The sequence below is a fragment of the Prevotella sp. E15-22 genome, assembly GCF_023204875.1.
Taxonomy (GTDB): domain Bacteria; phylum Bacteroidota; class Bacteroidia; order Bacteroidales; family Bacteroidaceae; genus Prevotella.
This window is the reverse complement of sequence record NZ_CP096247.1, coordinates 3,213,948-3,235,718: the sequence shown is the minus strand read 5'-3', so window position 1 is coordinate 3,235,718 and position 21,771 is coordinate 3,213,948. Positions and strand designations below refer to the sequence as shown.

At 48.3% G+C, this 21,771-nt stretch carries 16 protein-coding genes and 1 pseudogene; 10 read left to right on the top strand and 7 right to left on the bottom strand.

Annotated features, from left to right (window positions below; translation table 11 throughout):
- Window positions 1–108: 108 nt before the first annotated feature.
- The 5 genes from M1D30_RS13335 to M1D30_RS13315 all read left to right on the top strand — a co-directional run bounded on the left by M1D30_RS13335 (window position 109) and on the right by M1D30_RS13315 (window position 7,349).
- Window positions 109–1,263, top strand: a complete 1,155-nt coding sequence (locus M1D30_RS13335) for an N-acetyltransferase (RefSeq protein WP_248504777.1) — start codon at window positions 109–111, stop codon at window positions 1,261–1,263.
- Window positions 1,263–3,245: a DNA topoisomerase IV subunit B gene (locus M1D30_RS13330; protein WP_248504775.1), complete on the top strand. Its 1,983-nt coding sequence runs from the start codon at window positions 1,263–1,265 to the stop codon at window positions 3,243–3,245. Before M1D30_RS13335 ends, M1D30_RS13330 begins: the two co-directional genes overlap by 1 nt.
- A gap of 12 nt (window positions 3,246–3,257) precedes the next feature.
- Complete coding sequence (locus tag M1D30_RS13325) at window positions 3,258–4,847, top strand: S41 family peptidase (RefSeq protein WP_371874106.1); 1,590 nt, start codon at window positions 3,258–3,260, stop codon at window positions 4,845–4,847.
- Window positions 4,848–5,049: 202 nt separating this feature from the next.
- On the top strand, window positions 5,050–5,766 hold the full coding sequence (locus tag M1D30_RS13320) for a phosphatase PAP2 family protein (RefSeq protein ID WP_248504773.1): 717 nt from the start codon (window positions 5,050–5,052) through the stop codon (window positions 5,764–5,766).
- Window positions 5,763–7,349, top strand: coding sequence for a sulfatase-like hydrolase/transferase (locus M1D30_RS13315; RefSeq protein ID WP_248504771.1), 1,587 nt, complete (start codon window positions 5,763–5,765; stop codon window positions 7,347–7,349). Before M1D30_RS13320 ends, M1D30_RS13315 begins: the two co-directional genes overlap by 4 nt.
- A 25-nt stretch (window positions 7,350–7,374) precedes the next feature.
- Here M1D30_RS13315 and ybeY read toward each other — a convergent pair whose 3' ends face one another.
- From ybeY to ruvB, 5 genes are all read right to left on the bottom strand, one after another.
- Window positions 7,375–7,785, bottom strand: coding sequence for an rRNA maturation RNase YbeY (gene ybeY / locus M1D30_RS13310; protein ID WP_248504769.1), 411 nt, complete (start codon window positions 7,783–7,785; stop codon window positions 7,375–7,377).
- Window positions 7,786–7,820: 35 nt separating this feature from the next.
- The gene (gene coaD, locus M1D30_RS13305) at window positions 7,821–8,285 is read right to left on the bottom strand and encodes a pantetheine-phosphate adenylyltransferase (RefSeq protein ID WP_248504767.1); all 465 of its coding nucleotides are present in this window, start codon (window positions 8,283–8,285) and stop codon (window positions 7,821–7,823) included.
- 101 nt (window positions 8,286–8,386) lie between these two features.
- Window positions 8,387–8,602, bottom strand: coding sequence for a helix-turn-helix domain-containing protein (locus M1D30_RS13300; RefSeq protein ID WP_256466171.1), 216 nt, complete (start codon window positions 8,600–8,602; stop codon window positions 8,387–8,389).
- 39 nt (window positions 8,603–8,641) lie between these two features.
- The gene (locus M1D30_RS13295; protein ID WP_248504764.1) at window positions 8,642–11,095 is read right to left on the bottom strand and encodes a response regulator; all 2,454 of its coding nucleotides are present in this window, start codon (window positions 11,093–11,095) and stop codon (window positions 8,642–8,644) included.
- A gap of 284 nt (window positions 11,096–11,379) precedes the next feature.
- Entirely contained in the window at window positions 11,380–12,420 is a 1,041-nt protein-coding gene (gene ruvB / locus M1D30_RS13290; RefSeq protein ID WP_248507866.1) for a Holliday junction branch migration DNA helicase RuvB, read from the bottom strand.
- A gap of 188 nt (window positions 12,421–12,608) precedes the next feature.
- On the opposite strand from ruvB, the gene M1D30_RS13285 reads away from it, so the two are divergent.
- The 5 genes from M1D30_RS13285 (at window position 12,609) to M1D30_RS13265 (ending at window position 19,978) form a co-directional block, all read left to right on the top strand.
- The gene (locus M1D30_RS13285; RefSeq protein WP_248504762.1) at window positions 12,609–12,968 is read left to right on the top strand and encodes a BlaI/MecI/CopY family transcriptional regulator; all 360 of its coding nucleotides are present in this window, start codon (window positions 12,609–12,611) and stop codon (window positions 12,966–12,968) included.
- Window positions 12,969–13,012: 44 nt separating this feature from the next.
- Window positions 13,013–14,782: an energy transducer TonB gene (locus M1D30_RS13280; RefSeq protein ID WP_248504760.1), complete on the top strand. Its 1,770-nt coding sequence runs from the start codon at window positions 13,013–13,015 to the stop codon at window positions 14,780–14,782.
- Window positions 14,779–17,601, top strand: a complete 2,823-nt coding sequence (locus tag M1D30_RS13275) for an outer membrane beta-barrel protein (protein WP_248504758.1) — start codon at window positions 14,779–14,781, stop codon at window positions 17,599–17,601. The genes M1D30_RS13280 and M1D30_RS13275 overlap by 4 nt, the downstream gene beginning before the upstream one ends.
- Before the next feature lie 14 nt (window positions 17,602–17,615).
- Complete coding sequence (locus M1D30_RS13270) at window positions 17,616–18,428, top strand: hypothetical protein (RefSeq protein ID WP_248504756.1); 813 nt, start codon at window positions 17,616–17,618, stop codon at window positions 18,426–18,428.
- A 755-nt stretch (window positions 18,429–19,183) separates the two neighbouring features.
- Entirely contained in the window at window positions 19,184–19,978 is a 795-nt protein-coding gene (locus M1D30_RS13265) for a hypothetical protein (protein ID WP_248504754.1), read from the top strand.
- A gap of 304 nt (window positions 19,979–20,282) precedes the next feature.
- Here the strand turns inward: M1D30_RS13265 and M1D30_RS13260 are convergent.
- Both M1D30_RS13260 and M1D30_RS13255 read right to left on the bottom strand, forming a co-directional pair.
- Window positions 20,283–21,134 (bottom strand): annotated as a pseudogene (locus M1D30_RS13260) (IS3 family transposase); the annotation flags it as partial.
- Entirely contained in the window at window positions 21,119–21,625 is a 507-nt protein-coding gene (locus tag M1D30_RS13255; RefSeq protein ID WP_371874186.1) for a helix-turn-helix domain-containing protein, read from the bottom strand. The gene M1D30_RS13255 and the pseudogene M1D30_RS13260, both read right to left, overlap by 16 nt.
- Between the last annotated feature and the right edge of the window lie 146 nt (window positions 21,626–21,771).

Here is a 21,771-nt window from a genome sequence, read left to right as displayed (position 1 = left end):
AATTCCTAAAAATAGCCTAAAAATCTTGTATTTATGTCGTTATCTGCAAAAAAATCAGTATCTTTGTACGATTTTATAGAGAATATAACGACATAATAACTAAGAAGGATGTCTGTAGTAGAGATTAAACGAGTGGCCGACAAGCAAGGACTTGAGGCTTTCATTCAATTTCGTTATGACCTGTATAGGGGCAACAAATATGATGCGCCCAACTTGTATAGCGATGAGGTGAACACCTTGTCGCGCGAGAAGAATCCTGCCTGCGATTTCTGCGATGTAGAATATTTCCTGGCCTATCGTGATGGTAAGGTGGTGGGTCGTGTGGCTGCCATCATCAACCGTCGCTATAATGAGCAGTGGAAACGCCCTGCCGTACGTTTTGGCTGGTTTGACTTCATTGACGATGTGGAGGTGAGTCGTGCGCTGCTGAAAGCGGTTGAGGACTATGGTCGCGAGCATGGCATGAACGAAATTATCGGTCCGTTGGGCTTTACAGACATGGACCCAGAAGGCATGCTCACCATGGGCTTCGAGGAACTGGGCACCATGGCCACGCTTTATAACTACGAATACTATCCCCGTCACATGGAACAGATGGAGGGTTACGAGAAGGACAATGACTATGTGGAATATAAGGTTTTTGTGCCGGAGAACGGTATGCCTGCCAAGATGCAGCGTATTGCAGAACTGTGTATGACGCGCTATAACCTCCATGTGCCTCGCCTCAAGCGCAGTCAGGTGTTTGGTCCTGAGCAGTATGGCCAGAAGGTACTCGATGTGGTCAACAAGACTTTCGGACATCTCTATGGCTATTCGCAGATGACCCAGCACCAGATTGATGTTTACGTAGAGCAGTATTTCAAGTTCTTCGACATGGACATGCTCTGCGTCATTGAGGACTGGAACCTTCCCGATCATCCTGTGGTGGGTGTTGGCATCACCATCCCCTCATTGTCCAAGGCGCTTCAGAAATGCCATAATGGTCGACTGTTCCCCTTCGGCTGGTGGCATATTATTCGTGCCTTGAAGTTCCACAAAACCGACATTGTCGACCTGCTGTTGGTGGGCATCCTGCCCGAATATAGAGCCAAGGGCGCCAACGCCCTGCTTTTCCACTATCTCATTCCCACCTATCAGAAGTATGGCATCAAATGGGGTGAGACGCATGTCGAGATGGAGACAAATGACAAGGTGCAGAGTCAGTGGGCCTATTTCGACCACGAGTTGCATAAACGTAGAAGATGTTATAAAAAACAACTGTAATGGCAGAAGAGAATATCAAAGAACAGCAGCAAACAGCCGTTGATTATAACGACGACAACATCCGTACCCTGACAGGTACGGAGCACATCCGTCTGCGTCCAGGTATGTACATTGGTCGTCTGGGCGATGGCTCGCTCCCAGAGGACGGTATCTATGTGTTGTTAAAGGAGGTCATCGACAACTCTATCGACGAGTTCAAGATGAAGGCTGGTAACCGCATCGAGATTAATGTCGACAACAACCTTTGCGTCAGTGTGCGAGACTTTGGCCGTGGCATTCCGCAGGGCAAGATGATTGAGGCCGTTAGTGTGCTGAACACTGGTGGTAAGTACGACTCGAAAGCCTTTAAGAAGTCTATTGGTTTGAACGGTGTTGGTGTCAAGGCCGTTAATGCGTTGAGTACACATTTTGAGGTGCATTCCTATCGCGATGGCGTGGTGCGTAAAGCCACGTTCGAGAAAGGTAAGCTCACCAACGATGTCACAGAGAATACTGACGACGAGAATGGTACGTATATCTTCTTCGAGCCTGACAACACGCTGTTCCAGAACTATAAGTTCCACGATGACATCGTGGAGAACATGCTTCGCAACTATACTTATCTGAATACAGGTCTGACCATTATGTACAATGGCCGACGCATCCTCTCGCGTCATGGCTTGGAAGATTTGCTGAAAGACCGAATGAGTGCCGATGCGCTCTATCCGATCATCCACCTGCAGGGCGAGGATATCGAGATTGCCTTCACCCATGCCAACCAATATGGCGAGGAGTATTACTCCTTTGTCAACGGTCAGCACACCACGCAGGGTGGTACCCATCAGAGTGCCTTTAAGGAACATATTGCCAAGACCATCAAGGAGTTCTTCCAGAAGAACTTTGAGTATGGCGACATCCGTACAGGTATCGTGGCTGCCATTGCCCTGAATGTAGAAGAGCCCATGTTCGAAAGTCAGACCAAGATCAAGCTTGGTTCGCTGACCATGGCACCCATGCCTACCACCGTCGATGCCAACCATCCTGCACCCCCATCTATCAACAAGTATGTGGGCGACTTCATCAAGACGGAGGTTGACAACTACTTGCATAAGAACCCTGACACGGCCGAGGTGATGATGCAGAAGATTCAGGAGAGCGAGAAGGAACGTAAGGCTATGGCTGGTGTCACCAAGCTGGCTCGCGAGCGTGCCAAGAAAGCTAATCTTCATAACCGCAAGTTGCGCGACTGCCGCATCCACTATAGTGATATCAAGAACGACCGCAAGGAAGAGTCGTGCATCTTTATTACTGAGGGCGACTCAGCCAGTGGCTCTATTACGAAGAGTCGTGACGTGAACACGCAGGCGGTCTTCTCATTAAGAGGAAAGCCCCTGAACACCTTTGGACTCACCAAGAAGGTTGTCTACGAGAACGAGGAGTTCAACCTCCTGCAGGCGGCCCTCGACATAGAGGAGGGTATGGATACCCTACGTTACAACAAGGTGATTGTGGCCACCGATGCCGATGTCGACGGTATGCATATCCGCTTGCTGATCATCACCTTCTTCCTCCAGTTCTTCCCTGAACTCATTCGCGAAGGCCATGTCTATGTGCTGCAGACCCCGTTGTTCCGCGTGCGCAACCGTCGCACCAAGATTCGTAACAAGGAGGTGATTGCTGCCGAGGATGCAAAAGGTGGGAAAAAGAGCGATTTCATCGTGCGCTATTGCTATAGCGATGAGGAGCGTCTGAAGGCTATCCACGATTTAGGACCTGATCCAGAGATCACCCGATTCAAAGGTCTTGGCGAGATTTCTCCTGAGGAATTCGCTGGTTTCATCGGTCCTGATATCCGTTTAGAGCAGGTCACCCTTCATAAGACCGACCAGGTGCAGAAGCTCCTTGAGTATTACATGGGTAAGAACACCATGGAGCGCCAGAACTTCATCATCGACAACCTGGTGATTGAGGAAGACCGTCCTGACGAAGAAGAAGACGAATAATAAATCAACAGTATGAAGACCATTAATAAATTCCTGGCAGTGATGGCCCTGTCGCTGATGGGACAGACGGTATCGGCACAGATGGTTGTCACCAACAACCGCGCTAATGCCGAGAGTCAGTTGCGCAAGCTCTCTATTGCCGAGATGGCCATCAAGGCCCTTTATGTAGACGAGGTCGACGAGCAGAAGCTCGTAGAGGACGCCATCCGCGGCATGCTCGAGAAGTTGGACCCACACTCCACTTATACCACTCCCAAAGAGACCAAGGCCATGACCGAGCCCCTGAACGGCTCGTTCGAGGGTATTGGCGTGCAGTTTAATATGGTGGAGGACACGCTCATCGTTGTCCAGCCCGTTATCAATGGCCCTTCCGAGAAGGTGGGTATCCTGGCTGGCGACCGTATCGTGATGGTCAACGACACAGCTATTGCTGGTGTTAAGATGTCGAAGGAGGAGATTATGCGCCGTCTGCGTGGCCCCAAGGGCACCATTGCCGACCTGCGCGTTGTCCGTACAGGAATCAAGGATCTGCTCACGTTCAAGGTGAAGCGCGATAAGATACCTGTTCATACCGTCGATGCAGCTTATATGCTGCGTCCAGGCATCGGATATATCCGTGTGGGCAGCTTTGGTGCTACCACCTACGATGAGTTTATGGAACGTATGGCTCTGTTGAAGGAGCAGGGTATGAAAGATCTTGTGCTTGACCTCCAGGAGAACGGTGGAGGCTATCTTCAGGCTGCTGCTGACATGGCTGGCGAGTTCCTCAATCCTGGCGATTTGATTGTCTATACTGAGGGCCGCGAGGTGCCTCGCCGCGAATATAAGGCTGCGCGTAATGGTTCGTTCCGCGATGGTCGTCTGGTGGTGTTGGTCGACCAGTTTACGGCTTCTGCTTCCGAGATTGTCACTGGCGCCATCCAAGACCACGACCGTGGCATGGTTGTTGGCCGTCGTACCTACGGCAAGGGACTCGTTCAGCGTCCCATCGAACTCCCCGACGGCTCGATGATCCGCCTCACCATCGCACACTACTACACCCCCTCTGGTCGTTGTATCCAGAAGCCATACGAGAAGGGCGACAAGAAGAGTTATGAAAAGGATCTCCTGAACCGATTGAACAGTGGCGAACTGACCAATGCCGACAGCATCCATTATGCCGACTCGCTGAAGTTCCAGACACTGAAGGAGCATCGCACTGTCTATGGTGGTGGTGGCATCATGCCCGACTACTTTATTCCGCTCGATACCACCCGCTATACCAAGTATCATCGTGAGTTGGCTGCCAAGAGCATTATTATCCAACAGAACCTGCGCTATGTCGACAAGAATCGCAAGGCGCTCAAGAAGCAGTATCCTGACTTCGCATCGTTCAAGGCTAACTACGAAATTCCCCAGACCTTCATCGATGCCATTGTGAAGGAGGGCGAGAAACAGAAAATAAAGCCCAAGGACGCCGCCGAACTAGAGAAGACGATGCCTTACCTCAAACTGCAGCTGAAAGCCCTTGTAGCCCGCGATTTGTGGGATATGAACGAATATTTCTCTGTGTTCAACGAAGACAGTGAGGCTGTAAAGAAGGCATTAGAGCTTTTACAATAAAAGAAACTCATTCTAAAATAATGAAAAAGCGTTGGTGCTATTTCCGTAGTTCCAACGCTTTTCTTTTAAAATTTACTAAAATGTTTTAATAATCACAAAATTATCACCAACAAGTGACTTATCTTTGTTGGAGTTGTAGATTATTTGTAATTTTAAAGCCTGAAAAACTTAAAATACCTAAAAACATAAAATAATAATTGCCATGAAAGAGAAACAGGTTCAAGGAATAAAGAGTAGGCAAACGTTATTTAAAAGAATATTCATCTATATTGCCCTATATCTCGTATTGCTTATGGTAGTACTCGGATTAATGTATGCGTATCCGAAGCCAGAGCTTCACATGCTGCTAAACTCTCATCACTCTAGCCTCCAGGATACATTTTTCAAATACTATACCCTGTTGGCAGAGTGGCCGCTATATCTTCTTGCCCTGCTTCCTTTGCTTTGGAAGAAGTTTAAGTTAACAGTCTTTTTTGCCATGTGTGAGGTGACAGGAGGGGCTCTATTACAGCTGTTGAAGCACACCATCAATACCGACCGTCCTGTCAGTGTGTTCGAACATTACCATCATCTGGTGTTGCCTCTAGTACAGGGAGTGGATATGCATCATAGTAATTCCTTTCCTTCGGGCCACGCCTCCACGTTCTTTATGTTTTGCACCTGCATGGTTATCATTCAGGCATATTACTATTGTCGGAGAAAGCGAGCATACCCCCTTAAGACTCAGCTCCTGTTTAACACGGCGTTATTCTTGTTGTTGGTTCTTGCTGCTATGGGCGCATATTCACGCGTCTATCTGTCTCAGCACTTCCTGTCGGATGTATGTGTAGGCAGCATCATAGGTTTTGTTACACCGTTTCTGATGTTTTTCTTATGCAGGAAAAAATTACTGAAACTAAATAATGAAGAAACAAAATGATACGTTTATTAAGTAAGGCAAAAAAAGCGCTTCTGCGTCCTATTTCGCTTTTTTCTTTCTCGTGTTTTGTTAGTATAGGCACCTTGTTGCTTTATAACATACCCTTTTTTCAGTTTATTATTGACAACAGTAATGAAAGTTCGATAGGTGTTGTGTGGCTGACGTTGTCATTGGTAATCATCATGTTGGTGTTGAACTTCATGATGACCTGTCTGGCCATGTTCTGCATGCGAATTGTTGGCCGCATTTTACTGGCCATTCTGTCGATTATTAATGCCACCGCTGTCTATTTCATCCTGACCTACAGCGTGTACATTAATGCCACCACCATCGAGAACGTGTTCAACACCAGATATTCCGAGGCTTCAGGCTTCTTCAGTTGGTCGCTATGGCTTTTTATCCTGGTCTTTGGTGTCCTTCCTGCTTTGTTCTGCCTGTTAAAACCAGTGGTAATTGGCAAGGCAAAAAAACTGGGTATTTATTGCGGCAGCTCGCTGGCCGTCATTCTTGTGGTAGGACTACTGAATATCAATCAGACGCTTTTCATCAGCGAGCACGACACAGAACTGGGTGGATTGCTGCAGCCCTGGTCGTATATTGCCAATACTTATCGTGTTATTAGCTTCAGTTTTGACAAGCAAGCCGAGGAAATTAAACTGCCCGATGGCCAGATTACCGACGATGAGAAAGCGGTTGTGGTGCTCGTCATCGGCGAGTCGGCCAGAAAAGCCAACTTCCAACTCTATGGTTACAAGCGCGATACCAACCCACTACTTTCGAAACAAAAGGATCTGAAAGTCTTTCAGGCCACTTCTTGTGCCACCTATACCACTGCTGGCACTAAGGCCATCCTTGAGCCGAAAGACTGTGGCGACCTCTATGAACTGTTGCCCAACTATGCTTTCCGTACAGGTGTTGACGTATCTTGGCGCACCTCTAATTGGGGCGAGCCGCCTATCCATATCGATGAATATCTGACAGGTTCGGAGTTGGCCGACCAATATCCCGATGTGGGAGATACTTATGACGATATCCTCTTCGCTGGACTACGTCAGCGCATAGAATCCAGTACCAAGAATAAGGTTTTGATTATCCTGCACACCAGTACCAGTCACGGCCCTCAGTATGCCAGTAAGTATCCCAAGGCATTCGAAGTCTATAAGCCTGTGGCCAGAAACGTGGAGGAAGGAGAGAAGAATGTGGGCATGCTGGTTAATGCCTACGACAATACCATTCGCTATACCGACTATCTGCTTGACAGTCTGATTAACACCCTACGCACCATGACAGACTGGAAGAGTGCTATGATATTCATTTCCGATCATGGAGAATCGCTTGGCGAGAATAAGATGTTCATGCATGGCCTGCCTATGCAGTTGGCACCCAAAGAGCAGTACGAGATACCTTTCCTGGTATGGACCTCAGAGGGCTACAGAACCTATAAGCGTAATTTGCCTACGGTGTTAGAGCAGCATTACATCTTCCACTCTGTCCTCAACCTGCTGTCTATCCAGTCGCCTGCTTACGATGAAGATTATGATATATTTCAGGTTACGTCAAGTCATGTTGGTCATAGGCGTTAGCATCTGTGGACAACTGATGGCGCAGTTATCGTAGTTCCAGCGCTTTGTTTTCTGCCGCTTCCATGATCTCTCGTTCTCCAGGTCCTTTGTCGTTGATGCCGCAAAGGTGGAGGATGCCGTGGATGATGACGCGATGCAACTCCTCTTCATAGGTCTTGTGAAAGAGTTCGGCGTTCGAACGTACTGTGTCGAGCGAGATGACCAGGTCGCCGTTCAGCACATTATCCTCGCAATAGTCGAAGGTGATGATATCCGTGTAGTAGTCGTGACCCAGATAGTCGCGGTTTACCTGCAGGATATGCTCATCGTCGCAGAACAGGTAGCCCACCTCGCCCACTTTTTTCTTATAGGTGGCAGCCACGGCACGAATCCATGCTGTGGTCTCGCGTTTCTTGATGGCAGGCATCTTCACGTTTTCACAATTGTATGTAATCATAGACAAACAACCTTTATTTTATTGTTCGTAAATCCTTATTTATGTGCTTTTGGCAGGTAGTCGCTCACATCCACGCCGAAGTGCTCCAACTCGCGCACCATGCTCGATGAAATCGACGAAAATTGCGGTTCGCTATACAGAAGGATGGTCTCCACCTCGCCTTTCGTCAGTTGGCGGTTGATGTCGGCCTGCTCTCGCTCATATTCAAAGTCCTTCACTGAGCGTACGCCCTTCACAATGAAGTGGGCACCCACCTCGCGTGCAAAGTCCACGGCCAGTCCGTAGTAGGGTTTCACCTCGATGCGTGGCTCGTCCTTATACAGGTCCTCTATGGCCTTCATTCGTTCTGTGGCAGGCGGAATGTCAGGTTTCGACACATGGTCGCCCACCACGCCAATCACGAGCTTGTCGAACAAGGGAAGGGCGCGACGCACGATGGAGTCGTGGCCGATGGTGAAGGGATTAAAGCTTCCAACGAAGATACCTGTGTTCTGTTTCATGGGTGCAAAGTTACGAAAAGTTGAGAGCAAAACAAAGAAAAACGAGAGAAAACCAACTTTTATTTGGTTTTTCTCTCGATTCGAAGTAATTCAGAAAAAGATTAGTGTCTGGTTCTACCGAAAGTCTCCTCAGACAAATCCTTGAAGAAGTCGTGACCCAGGATGTGGCAGAACTTCAGCAACAGACCGGTGTTGATAGACTCTCTTTCAAAGATGTTGTAAACGTTGGTACGCTCACACTCAATCTCCTTTGCGATAGTAATAACAGATACTCTCTGCTGGTGCATTACTTCTCTAATTTTCTCTCCGATGTGCATAGTTTTTGATTTTATTTTGTATTATAATAAATGATGTGTTTAAACATTTTTTCTATATTGTGTGGGTGTCATGTCGAACGACTGTTTGAACACACGACTGAAGTATCCCATGTCGTCGAATCCGCATTTCAGAGCCACATCGCCCACCGACATGGTGATGTCCGCCTTCAGCAGTCGCTTGGCGCGTGCCAGTCGCAGTTTCATGATGTAGGCCGATGAGTTCTGACCTGTCAGAGCCATGATCTTGCGGTTCAACTGATTTCTGCTCAGTGCCATCTCGCTGGCCAGCGTCTCCATGTCCACATTGCCCTTTGCCATCAGACGGTAGGTTGTGTCGATCACACGGTTCAGGAACTGTCTGTCCGAGGCCGTCATGGTGGTGTCTGGCGTACTGTCGTCCACACTCAGGTTGGCCATCTTCTCACGCATACGCTGCTGACGCTCCAGCAGTTTCTTTACTCTCACCAGCAACTCTTCCGAGTTGAATGGCTTCACCAGATAAGCATCTGCGCCAGCGTCCAGTCCCTCAATACGGTCGTCTTCAGTCGTCTTGGCCGAGATGATGATGATGGGAATATGGTTCAGCAGCTCGTCACTTCTAATGCTGCGACACAGGTCCAGTCCGTTCACCTCGCCAGGCATCATCACATCCGTGATAATCATGTCGGGCACAGTCTCCTTGGCCTTCTGCAGACCCTCGGCCCCATTGCGTGCAAAGAGCAGGTTTGCCTGTGTCAGGTGCTGCGCAATATAGTGTGCAATATCCTGGTTGTCCTCCACGATGAGGATCTGTTTTCCTTCGCTGATAGCCATCTGCAGCGCCTCGTTCTGCATGCTGAACTGTGGCTGGTCGTCGTCCTCCTGGTCCTTGGAAAGTCCAATAGCCTCTGGCGTCAGCTCGCTGGCGTCAAACTGTGGATATTCGTCCGTTTTCTGTGCGTCGGCATGCTTCGTGGGCAGGATGATGGTGAAGGTACTTCCCTGACCTTCAATGCTGTCCACGGTCACTGTGCCGTCCATGGCCTCTACGGTGAGCTTCACCAGCGACAGACCGATACCTGTTCCAATCTCCTCACCCAGGCGCTCACCCTGATAGAAGGCGTCGAAGATGTGCGCTGTCTCCCCCTTGGGAATGCCGCGTCCAGTGTCGAACACCAGCAGCTTAATCTTGTTGCCCCACTGCTCCACTGTGACGTTAATCTTGCCGTATTGAGGCGTATATTTCACGCTGTTTGACAGCAGGTTCGACAGCATCTTCTGTACATAGTCGGGCACGAAGTCCATCTCCAGCTGTGTCAGTGAGTGCGTAAAGGTCAGCTCCTGTCGCTTACTCTCTGCGTAGGGCAGGAAGTTCTGAATAATCATGTTGGTGAAGGCGATGATGTCGCCATGTCGCCAGCGAGGATCGCCCACGGCCGAGCGAATCTTCGAGATATCCAGCAGCTGGTTGATGAGTGCCAGGAGCGAGTTGCCCTGTCTCACAATCATCTTAGCAGCCGAGCGCACCTGACCAAGGTCCTCAATCTCCTGGTTCTCCAGTTGCTGACTGATGCCCAGGATCACGGTGAGTGGCGTGCGGAACTCGTGTGTTACATTTCTGAAAAAGATCTCTCTAACGCGCTGTGTGTCGCGCATCATCATCTGCTTGGTGTCTCTCGACTGCAGGTGATGCCACATAAACAGGATGATGGCGATGGCCAGTAGCAATACCAGGAAGACCACCACTAGAAACGTGTTCTTCTGTGTGCGTTGCATGTCGAAATAGGCCTCCACCTCTTTCTGTTGCTGAACGTGGTTGAAGCGCTCCTGTTCCATACACATATTATAGATGTGTGTGATGGCGCGTCGATCCAGTCGGGCGTTAATCAGACTGTCGTTGGGTGTGAAGGCATCACGGCCCGTCAGCTTGTTGTTGGCAGTCTGCTCCTGATTGTCGTTCAGCAGGCGTTCTATCTTCAGGGCCGCACGGAAAGCACCCTCCGACTGGTCCTGGTTGCGTATCAGGCGGAACACATGACCCATGCCGTTGTAGGTCTCGGCCAGGTTCTGTTGTGCCCTTCTGTTGCCTCTGTCCTTATATTGCGTACATAGCGCCAGCGAGTTCAGCAGGTGCTGTGTTGCATTTTCCAACTGCCCCATCTGCATATAGTTGATGGCAATCTGGTTATGTGCTCTCACAATCTCTATGGTGTCGCCCATCTCGTTGGCGTGAGCCAGTCCGTGTTGATGGCGGTTGAGTGCTGTTTCCAGATGATGCTGTTCGCGATAGCGTATGCCCAGATATCTATAGGCGATGATCTGTCCAAGTCCATCTTTCTGCTCCTCATAGTTCAGCAGCATCTCGTTCAGCGAGTCTACCGAGGCGATGGTTCCCAACATGGCATCCTTCTTGTCTCTCTCCTCGTCCGAGAATACAGCATTGTTATTGTCTTGACTACATGCGGCAGTCATCAACAATAATAATAGTGGTGCTATGATGGTATTTAACTTCATTTTTCCGTTATTCTTGTAGCGCTTGAGCGCATGCCTTTTTTTGACTCCAAATGTTTTTCGGCTGCAAAAGTATAAAAAGAATGTAATCTGTTGTGTAATTAAATTGGAAAATGTGTACATGGTGTGTTGAACTTAATTATACAGGTTTTGACTAGATAAATGCTTCATTTTCAAATACTTTCATCATTTGGATGTTACAAAAGTCCAAAAGTATTTGCACAAAAAAGTTTGGCGAATCCTATAAAAAAGTGAAAAATCAGTATCGGACTGTTTGATGAAAAAAGTCATTCATCAAACAGTCCGGGTTGTAGTAAGCCCCCAGAATAGGGGTTGCGTCCAAAATGTCTGTAGGCCAGTTCCGTCACCATGCGTCCACGAGGTGTTCGTTTAATAAATCCCTCCATAATCAGGAAGGGCTCGTACACCTCTTCCACGGTGCCAGCGTCCTCGCCGATAGCCGTGGCGATGGTGGTGATACCCACGGGTCCACCCTTGAACTTGTCGATGATTGTCAGCAGAATCTTGTTGTCAATCTCGTCAAGTCCATACTTATCAATATTAAGAGCCGTGAGGGCAATGCGCGATATCTTCGTGTCGATGGCACCATTACCCTTCACCTGAGCAAAGTCGCGCACGCGGCGCAGCAGTGCGTTAGCAATACGAGGCGTTCCTCTGCTGCGACCAGCAATCTCCATGGCGGCATCCTCAGTGATGGGCACGCCCAGGATGTTACTCGAGCGCTCAATAATCTTACTCAGCGTCTCTGGGTCGTAGTATTCCAGGTGCATGTTAATGCCAAAACGGGCGCGCAGAGGTGCTGTCAGCAGTCCGCTGCGTGTGGTGGCGCCCACCAGCGTAAACGGGTTCAGGTCAATCTGAATGCTGCGTGCCGATGGCCCTTTGTCTATCATAATGTCTATGCGATAGTCCTCCATGGCGCTGTAGAGGTATTCCTCCACCACAGGTGACAAGCGGTGAATCTCGTCGATAAACAGCACGTCGCGTGGCTCCAGCGAGGTTAGGATGCCAGCCAGGTCGCCAGGCTTGTCGAGCACAGGTCCACTTGTTATTTTAAAGCCCACACCCAGTTCGTTGGCGATGATGTTGCTCAGCGTGGTCTTTCCCAGTCCAGGAGGGCCATGCAGCAGGGTGTGATCCAGTGGTTCGCCGCGATACTTCGCCGCCTCAACGAACACCTGCAGATTCTCCACAATCTTCTGTTGTCCGCTGAAGTCGCCAAAGCGCAGGGGGCGCAAGGCATTCTCAAAGTCCTTCTCGCCTCCGCCAGCAAACCGCTCTTCGCGAATATCAAAATCTTCGTCCATCATAATGTTTGCAAAGTTACGAATAAATGAGAGAAATGCAAAAGGAAAACTTATATTTATTTGTACGCGAGTAAAGAACCAGTTGGTAATATGTTAATAACTACAAATAAAATATTAACAAATGTCACGAAATTTGGAGGTTATTACAAATTGTAGTTATCTTTGCAATGTCCTAAAACGATAAAAGTATGAAGAAGCTAACTGACAAAGAACTCCAAATCATGGAAGTGCTGTGGGAGAAAGGTCCACTTTCCACTCGCGACATCATTGGTCATCTACCTGACACCTCAGCGCATTTCAACACCATTGCCACCTATGTGCGCCGTCTGGAGCAGCATGGCATGATCAGTCACCAGGAACTGAGTCCACGCTTCTATCTCTATAGCGCTGCCCTGACGCGCGAACAGTATGTGTCGCGCATGAACAAAGACAGCATCGACCGTTTCTTTGGAGGCTCCTACATGGATTTTATCTCACGACTGGTGAAGCGCCACGAGGTGAGCGTCGACGAGTTGAAGGAACTCATTAAGATGGTGGAAGAAGAATAAGAGACCATAGACAAAAGAACCAAGAACCTAAAACATAAAAAGATATGGGAACATTCGTCATATATATCCTTGAGTGGTCGGCCTGCCTGCTGCTGTTTCTCCTGCTCTATAAGATGTGCTTCAGTGGCACCACGTTCCACCGTTTCAATCGCATCTTCCTCCTGGGCAGTGTGGTCCTGTCGGCCGTGCTTCCATTGATACACATCGTTCCCACCACCCAGATGGAGCCTGTGGCCGAGGTCTGTCGCACCACAGCCTGGGTAGACCCAACGCCCCTGAGCACCATCACCATCCAGTCGACCATAGAGACCCAAAGCGACAAGATGACGCCAGCCGAGACAGGTGCTGCGCTCCTGCTGGTGGCCTACCTATTATATATTGTTATACAGCTCACAGGGTGGGGCAAGTCGTGCGCCAAGATGCTGTGGTTCCTCAGAGGCAAGCGCAGCCATAGGGTAGGCCGCTGGATTCGCCTGGTGGAGCACGATGGCGAGTATGGCCCCTTCAGTTGGATGAACTTCATAGTTATCTCAAGCAGTGAGCAAGGCTTTGGCCGCCGTGCCAGCATTCGCCACGAGCTCTCGCACATCCTGCTGTTGCACCACCTCGACCTGTTACTCTTGATGATATGCGTCATCATCAACCCCACCTGTTGGCTGGTGATGAAAGAGATAAAAGTTATTCACGAATATGAAGCCGACGATGAAGTGATCAATCATTACAGGATTCAAAGTCGTGACTATCAGCGATTACTAATCCTGCGGACAGTGGGAGCGGAGGCCTACGCACTCGCCAGTTCGTTTAACCTCAACATTAAAAAACGAATTATTATGATGAAGAAAAAGCAATCTCATTGGTGGCGTATGGCGTGGATCGTCATCACCTTCCCCCTTGTAGGCCTTGCCCTAACAGCCTTCTCAAAGCCCAAAGAAGCATTGAAGGAAGTGGTAGACAACAGCGTGGAAATCATCGAGCAGCCCATTGTCAGTGCGCTCTCTGCCGAGTCAGAAGAGGTTGTTGCGCCAGTAAGCCCAACCCCTGTGCCAGCCAAGGCAGAGCAGGCATCGAACGAAGACGCTGTGAAAGCAGGCGACCTTGTTAAAGGCACTGTGAAGGATGCCGCAGGCCCATTGATGAGTGCCAACATCCGCGAGGTTGATGCCGATGGTAGAACAGTGTCCGTAGCCGTCAGCGATATGAACGGTAACTTTGCGTTCAAGGTGAAAAATCCCAATAACAAGATACATATCACCTATGTGGGACAGAAAGAGCAGGTGCTCGACATCAGCAGTCGTCAGTTGGACGTCATGATGGAGGAGAACTCGCAATTCAGAAACGTCGAGGTGGTGGCTTCTCATGTCAGCATTGACAGCAACGACCCTCGATACCAGGATAATGAAAATGGAGCAGGTGTTATGATGGTCGAGCAGATACCACAGTTCCCTGGAGGAACGGCTGAGCTTTTCGATTATATGAGTAAGAGTCTGACCTATCCTTCTGTGGCTCGCGAGATGCAGATTGAAGCCGAGGTTCTTGTGAAGTTCACTGTCGACAAGACAGGCTTTGTGCGCTCGCCAAAGGTTATAAGCATCTCCTCTTCGTGCCCTCTCGTCACTGACAACATGCTGAAGGCCGCCAAGGATGGCAATGCTGAGGCTGTGGAGACAGTAAGAAACCACGACGACGCCATCGAGGCCATGAAGGAAGAAGCCATCCACATGGTGCGCAATATGCCTCGTTGGGAGCCAGCTCGCCAGAATGGCAAACGTGTAGAAACAACCTATACCTTACCCGTTAGTTACAAGTTAAAATGAATCGTTTTTTGCTGGTGTTTTTCATCTCCATGTGCCATCTGATGGCGTATGGTCAGAACAGGGCGTATGGCTATGTTGTTGACAGTTTCACTGGCGAGGCTGTGGATAGCTGTGAGATCATGCTGTATGATGCCGACACTGTTAAGGTGGTGGGCAGAACGCCCAATCACCCTGGCGGGTGGCACATGGACAATGTCTCGAGTGGAGACTACGTGTTAAAAATCTCTGCCAAGAACTATTATCCAGAGTATCATAAGGTGAAGTTGTCGTTCATCAAGTACAGAAAGCCCACCCATCTCGTTGGCACCTTCAAGTTGCGCAAGTTGCCCATGTCGCTGCGCGAGCACCAACTTGGCGAGGTGGTGGTGAAGTCGTCGAAGGTCAAGATGTACTATCGTGGCGACACCATCGTCTATAACGCTGATGCCTTCCAGTTGGCACAAGGCAGCATGCTCGATGGCTTGGTGAGCCGACTGCCTGGTGTGGAGCTGAAGAATGGCCAGATATTCGTGAATGGCGAGTTTGTGGACAACCTGATGGTCAACGGGCGCGACTTCTTCAAGGGCAACCCCAAAATTGCGCTCGACAATCTGCCTGGCTATATGGTGAACACCATCAAGGTCTATCGAAAGGAGTCTGACAGGAACATGGCCCTTGGCATCCAGTCGGTCAACAAGAAAGAAAAGGAACTGGTGATGGATGTTAACCTGAAGAAGATCTACTCCTTTGGCTGGTCTATGAATGTGGAGGGCGGCCTGGGCACAGATAATCACTATGCTGGCAAACTGTTTGGCCTGCGTTTCTCGAACTACAGTCGCTCAGTACTCTTTGGCAATGTGAACAACACCAACAATGCCTCAGTGCCTGGCACCAGTGGCAACTGGAACACCCAGTACAACCTCGTGTCGCCCACTCGCTATTGCTCCACAGGCCTCATGCACTCTATCGATGATCGTCAGAAGCGATTTAAGTACGAGGGCAACGTGACGTTCGACTATAACCATCAGAATAACCAGACCTTTACTTCGGCCTCGCAGTTCCTGACAGGTGGCGACACCTATTCACGCTTCCGTTCACAGAGCACATCGCGCTCTTCTCATCTTAACACCACCCACAAGCTGACGTTGCAGAAGCCCAACAGTAACCTCTATATGGAGATTCAACCCAAGTTAGACTATACTGATAATCGTGGCAATGGCTCTTCGCGCTATGTCGATATGAACGGCAATCCTTCTGAAGCCTATATGGGTGCCTCGCTCGACAGTATCTTTAATAGCGAGAATATGTTCTATCAGAAAAACCTGGTGACCAGTAACCAGCAGATTGAACAACGCAGCAATGGCCACACCTTGCATGCCAACCTCTCGGCCATAGCCACCTTGCGCTTCTTTACAACCGACGTGTTGAACATCCGTCTGAATGGCGGCCTGACCAATGGCAAGAGTCATTCCGACGAGGTGAATATCGTGCGCCACTTCCGTTCGGATGCGCCTACGGCAGAGACCTATAAGCGGATGTATGCTGAGAGTCCTACGGACATCTATAACTATCAGTTGGGGGCCGACTATAGTCTGACGTACAGATTCCAGAAGAGTGCTCTGATTGTTATTCCCAAATACGTCTTTAGCAATAGTTCGGAAGAGGCGCCACGCACCATGTATACTGCTGGCGACGAACTGGCAGAACTCTTCCAGATGCGCGATATTGTCAACTCCTACGATTCAAAGATGCAGACCACTCACCACCAGCCATCGCTCCTTGTGAACTGGCAATATAATCTGCCTAAGCAGTATGGACTCCAGATAACCACCAACCTGAATCAGGACTTCCAGAAACGCCGTCTGACCTACAAGCGCAATACCATCGACACTGTTATGGTGAGAAACGATGCCACCTTTTCGACAAGAGTGAGCTTCAGACTCAACGACGGCAAGCGAGGTGCTGATTATACTGTGAACTATTCTGTGTCGCGCCAGTTGCCCTCGCTCACCAGTATGCTGCCCTATACCGATGATGCCAATCCGTTGGTGGTGATGAATGGCAATCCTGACTTGAAGACGGCGACGACTCATCAAATTGAGTTCTTTTGGAGCAAGCACAATTGGGCGAAGCGCAGGATGCTGGATTTCTCAGCCTACTACCTCACAACCAAAAATTCCATTGCCAACAGCGTGCTCTATGACAGGACGACAGGCATCACCACTATGAGCCAATGCAACACCGATGGCAATTATCAGTTGTCTGCCGTATTCAGATACAGTGGCATCAAACTTTTCCCTAAGGTGCCTGTCACACTGGGTGGCAATACCGCTGTGGATGAGACCAAGAGTCATGAACTGATCAATGTGTTGCAGTCGTCCAAGCGCAATAGCATCAGTCAGCGTCTGTCGCTTGACTATAGTAAGAACAATCTTGAACTCTCGCTTTTCGGCAGGGCAAGCTATCAGCATATCACCACATCGGCCGAAGGCTCTGAGAACATCAACAGCGTGGACTTCTCCTATGGTCTTAATGGTGTCACCTCGCTGCCTTGGAAGATGACCCTTTCTGGCGATATGACGATGTATTGCCGTCGTGGCTATGCTGACCACAGCATGAATACCAACCAACTGGTGTTCAACCTGCAGATTGGTCGTTCGTTCTTCAACGACAAGGTGCAGCTCCGCCTCGTGGGCTACGATCTGCTGGGACAGATAGACAATGTCACCCAGACCATCAACCAGTATGGCAGAAAGGAGACGTGGCGTAATGTCATCACTCGCTATGCGATGGTGCACCTCTCTTATCGTTTCAACAAGCAACCCAAAAAGAAATTATAAACATATATATCAATATGAGAAAGTCCTATTATTTGTTTGTTGTTGGTGCCATGTCGCTGATAATCAGTATGTTCTCCTGTGCTAAGGAGCGCAGGATGCTGGCACCAGAACTGAGTAACACGATTGTTGATTTGAATGGCGACACTGTGCATCTGGTCACATTAAGTGAAAGTGATTATGACTACGTGATTGATGCGGATGCGAACGGCGTTGTCACAGAAAAGAATAAAAAATGGAAGCGAGTGGGCACCAACAGGTTTTCTGGAAATATCCTGCTGTGGCTATGTGACGAGATCATCGAGCTCGACGAGTCAAACCGTATCTGCAAGCTGACTTATGATGGAAAGTACTTCAATACGGGCATGCCCAAGCGCGAGGAGTACGTCATTAGTTACGAGGATGACAGGGTTGCAACGGTCAATTATGTGGAATATGAGGATGGCAAAGAGACTGCTTCGTATGTCGCTCACTACACATGGTCTCATGGCAACCTGATTGAGGTGGTGCGCGAGGGTTCTGTCAACGAAATAATCAGATACAGCTACTCCAAAAAGAAAAATCCCCTGAAAATCTTTTTCACACGTGATGCTTTCTCTCTCGTTGATTATAGCGGCAATCTGTGGGGCGAGTTTGGCTATTATGGTCTGGGAACGGAAAACCTGCCCATCGTGGAGCGCCACTACCAGTATGATGGAAAGGATGGTGAGCCCCAGCTGGTGAGCACGAAGAAAATTAATATCGAGCTTGACGAGAACGGTCTCTGTCGAGTCCTGACCTATAAGCCTGAGGGCGAACGGGCCGAGAAGGTGACGTATAAATACGAATAGAAAAAGTGAAGATATAAAACAACACAAACCATTTTCCTTAATTAGTAAACGGGCGAGTTCTACCTGAAGGGGTAGGTCTCGCCCTATTTCTTTGGATTAAGCGTGCTGGGTTGTCAAGAAAAAGTGCCGAAAAAAGGGGTTCTGAAAAAATGCAAACTAGAACGCAAAAATGGGTCAAAAATGACCTTTCGGAGGACCCCTATCGATTTCACCATGCAACGGAGGCTGTTTTACGATGCAACTCATGCTGTTTTACCATGCAAAACAGCCTCCGTTGCAGTGTAACTCAGGCTCCGTTACAACCTAAACGAATATTCGATTGAGTTCTAAATCTTTACACTTTTCGAGCTAATTTCGTAAGCCTCTCATTTTCAGCGCTTTACAAACTCTCTCATATTTCGCCTGTACGCACAGAAAAAATTTTTGGCTCAGAATTTTTAAATCTCAGAGGCGCTATTGTTAAGTAAATTCAGAATGGTCTTGCAAGGAGAGCATATGGTTTTTCTCTTAGGTACATTCAATGTTGGGCATAATATCTCAGACCATTTTGCTGGTGTCAGCAAAATGGTACCAATGCCAAAAGGCACAGAAAGGGAAAGATATGACTATTTTTTTGTTTTTATTCTCTTAAATCCCTTCTCTTTCCAAACTTTTTCGTATCTTTGCAATCAAAAGAGCAGAATCAGGTTATGGATGTATTAAACAACATTTACGCCGCCATCGCAGCCGAGGGCTTTACGGTCCAAACGCTGCAAATGATTGATAACTACGCTAAAGATATACAAAATGGGAGAGAAGATTTTTCTAGATTCAATCTATCAGAGCATGCAGGACTCTGCAAGGGAGGCTCGCCTCTCATTGGGGCGTCCATCGTCGCATGCTACGCGACAGCAAGCTTTAGAGCAAGTTGCGATGCTGAAGGCCGCAAAGGACAGAGCAAGTCGAGAGCAGAAGTAAGCTCGCTTAACTTATGCCGAGACGCAGCCTGTGCTCGCTCAACAGAGCAAGGAAGCCCAGCAAATTGGGAAATAGACGAACAGCAGGAAAAGTTCATTGAACAATGGGCTAAAGCTGCGAATCTGTGGGAGGACGATTCGGAGCATATACTTACTGCAGAGTTTGGTCCTATGATAGCGCAGGGTGCCGAAGCGAAAGTCTATTATAGAGAAGACAAAACATCGGTTGTCAAAGAGCGAACTTCCATCTATTCTACTTGGTTGAAGGCACTTGATGCTATCGTCCTTCACAACTATCTTTTTCCAGAGACGGCTATGAAAGTGATTGGCTTTACTCGCGACAGCGATAACCTTATGCGAATAGTGCTGACACAGCCATACGTGAATTGTCTGCGACTGGCTACGAAGGAAGAGATTGACGATATGGTTGCTGCCAAAGGTTTTCGTGATAATTGGAACGGCGAGGGCGTAAATTATATCTCCGACCGCTTGGCTCTCGAAGACATGCATCCAGCAAATGTGTTTATCGATACGGTAACGGGCAAGCCTATTTGCATTGACTGCATTGTAAAGTTTGTGAATCCGCTCTCATAAAGTGCCTAAGTGTACCCAGGGACAGTCTCTTGACACACTACCCCATTGCGCCCACACCAGGAACACCATTTTTCTTGTGTGGGCGCATTTTTCTTTCCCCACCACCGCATGGCATATCACATATCACATAACAGCATATCATTTCGTTTTTTCATTTTCATGAAAGGAGTATGCCAAGGGACAGTCCCCCAGGCAAATAGTGGAGTATGCTTACAAATCGCCAGCCAATGGCTGTCGAAATGTAGTCGTCTGAAAATAGAATCACAGGGACAGGTGTTGAAGTGAACCCCAAAGTTTGGACGGATTAAACAATCGAAGCAGTAAGCATCTTCCTGTATTGTACGGGCGACATGCCATTAAGCCTCAGTTTTATTCTCTCGTTATTATAATATTCCATGTATTCTACCAGGTCTTTGATGAAGGTGTCTGCTGATGTGTACTTTCCAGAATACAGCAGCTCTGACTTCATGAGACCAAAGAAATTCTCCATCATGGCGTTATCCAGACAATTTCCCTTGCGAGACATGCTTTGGATAATGCCATGTTTCTTTAGACTATTCTGGTAGGCTACGTGCTGGTAGTGCCATCCTTGGTCAGAGTGCAATACGACACCCTCAGGCAGCTTTATACGCCTGTACATCTGGTTGAGCATACCGAGTACCATTTCCATGTTTGGCTTCTCTGTGATTGAATATGCAAGAATCTCACCATCGCACATGTCAAGTATAGGTGACAGGTAAATCTTGCGTCCGCCTATCGTCATCTGGGTCACGTCTGTTGCAAGCTTCTGATAAGGTCTTTCAGCTGTAAAATCCCTGTCTATGATATTAGGCGCAGTCTTGCCAACTTCTCCTTTATAGGAGTGAAATTTCACCTTCCTCACCTCGCTCTTCAGTTCCATTTCGTCCATAAGCTTCTTGACTGTCTTGTGATTGATAGGACAGCCATCTTTACGGAGTTCCAGCGTTATACGCCTGTAGCCGTAACGACCTTTGTGCTTATGAAATACGGTGTATATCATATCTTTTACTTCCTTGTACCTGTCTTTCTTCTTGCCGTGCTTGAGGTGATAGTAGAACGTGCTACGCGCCATCTTCTTGAGCTCTAGCAGGACATCTAAGTCCGCATGCTCATTACGCCTTAGTTCTTCGATGGCTTGCGCCCAATCGCTCTGTTTTGGGTTTCTCTTTCCTCGACTAAGGCTCTCACTTTTTTTAGCAGGAGATTCTCCAGTCTTAAGCGTTCGTTCTCCTTGCGAAGACGCTCGTTCTCCTTTTCGTACTCTTCTTTTGGTAGTCGTTTAACCATATGCTCACCAGTTTGGAAATGCCTGGATCGTCGAGATTCCAGTGCTTCAAATCCATTTCGCTCAACCAATTTAACCCAATTGCCAATTATCGAGCTTGACAATTGATATTTGGCTGAAAGCTGGAACAAAGTTAATTCACTTTCCTGATAATCACGAACTATTTTGCATTTTTCTTCATATGAAAGCCTCTTTTTCTTCTTCGGCTTTAATTTTAGACCTTCAATGCCAAGGAGTTTGTAACTCTCTATCCACTCATATAGAATATGATGGCCTAAGTGGAGTCTACGGGACACAGAACGGGCTGACTCGCCTTGGAACACAAACCCAATTGCGGACATCTTTTCTTCTAAACTAAATTCTTTTTTCATTTGAACCTTTCTGTTGTGTCCAACTTTCTGGGTTCACTTCAGTGTTTGATTCCTCTGTTGATTACAAGTAAATTGTAACAGTCTGTAACAGTGAATACAAGTTTCCGAAGTTTTAT

Excerpts from the sequence above, each read along its gene's own strand:
- M1D30_RS13330 (WP_248504775.1), top strand. The coding sequence starts at position 1,263 with ATGGCAGAAGAGAATATCAAAGAACAGCAGCAAACAGCCGTTGATTAT.
- M1D30_RS13295 (WP_248504764.1), bottom strand. The coding sequence starts at position 11,095 with ATGAAGTTAAATACCATCATAGCACCACTATTATTATTGTTGATGACT.
- M1D30_RS13265 (WP_248504754.1), top strand. The coding sequence starts at position 19,184 with ATGATTGATAACTACGCTAAAGATATACAAAATGGGAGAGAAGATTTT.
- coaD (WP_248504767.1), bottom strand. The coding sequence starts at position 8,285 with ATGAAACAGAACACAGGTATCTTCGTTGGAAGCTTTAATCCCTTCACC.
- M1D30_RS13255 (WP_371874186.1), bottom strand. The coding sequence starts at position 21,625 with ATGTCCGCAATTGGGTTTGTGTTCCAAGGCGAGTCAGCCCGTTCTGTG.
- ybeY (WP_248504769.1), bottom strand. The coding sequence starts at position 7,785 with ATGATTACATACAATTGTGAAAACGTGAAGATGCCTGCCATCAAGAAA.
- M1D30_RS13300 (WP_256466171.1), bottom strand. The coding sequence starts at position 8,602 with ATGCACATCGGAGAGAAAATTAGAGAAGTAATGCACCAGCAGAGAGTA.
- M1D30_RS13280 (WP_248504760.1), top strand. The coding sequence starts at position 13,013 with ATGGGAACATTCGTCATATATATCCTTGAGTGGTCGGCCTGCCTGCTG.
- M1D30_RS13320 (WP_248504773.1), top strand. The coding sequence starts at position 5,050 with ATGAAAGAGAAACAGGTTCAAGGAATAAAGAGTAGGCAAACGTTATTT.
- M1D30_RS13315 (WP_248504771.1), top strand. The coding sequence starts at position 5,763 with ATGATACGTTTATTAAGTAAGGCAAAAAAAGCGCTTCTGCGTCCTATT.
- ruvB (WP_248507866.1), bottom strand. The coding sequence starts at position 12,420 with ATGGACGAAGATTTTGATATTCGCGAAGAGCGGTTTGCTGGCGGAGGC.
- M1D30_RS13285 (WP_248504762.1), top strand. The coding sequence starts at position 12,609 with ATGAAGAAGCTAACTGACAAAGAACTCCAAATCATGGAAGTGCTGTGG.
- M1D30_RS13270 (WP_248504756.1), top strand. The coding sequence starts at position 17,616 with ATGAGAAAGTCCTATTATTTGTTTGTTGTTGGTGCCATGTCGCTGATA.
- M1D30_RS13275 (WP_248504758.1), top strand. The coding sequence starts at position 14,779 with ATGAATCGTTTTTTGCTGGTGTTTTTCATCTCCATGTGCCATCTGATG.
- M1D30_RS13335 (WP_248504777.1), top strand. The coding sequence starts at position 109 with ATGTCTGTAGTAGAGATTAAACGAGTGGCCGACAAGCAAGGACTTGAG.
- M1D30_RS13325 (WP_371874106.1), top strand. The coding sequence starts at position 3,258 with ATGAAGACCATTAATAAATTCCTGGCAGTGATGGCCCTGTCGCTGATG.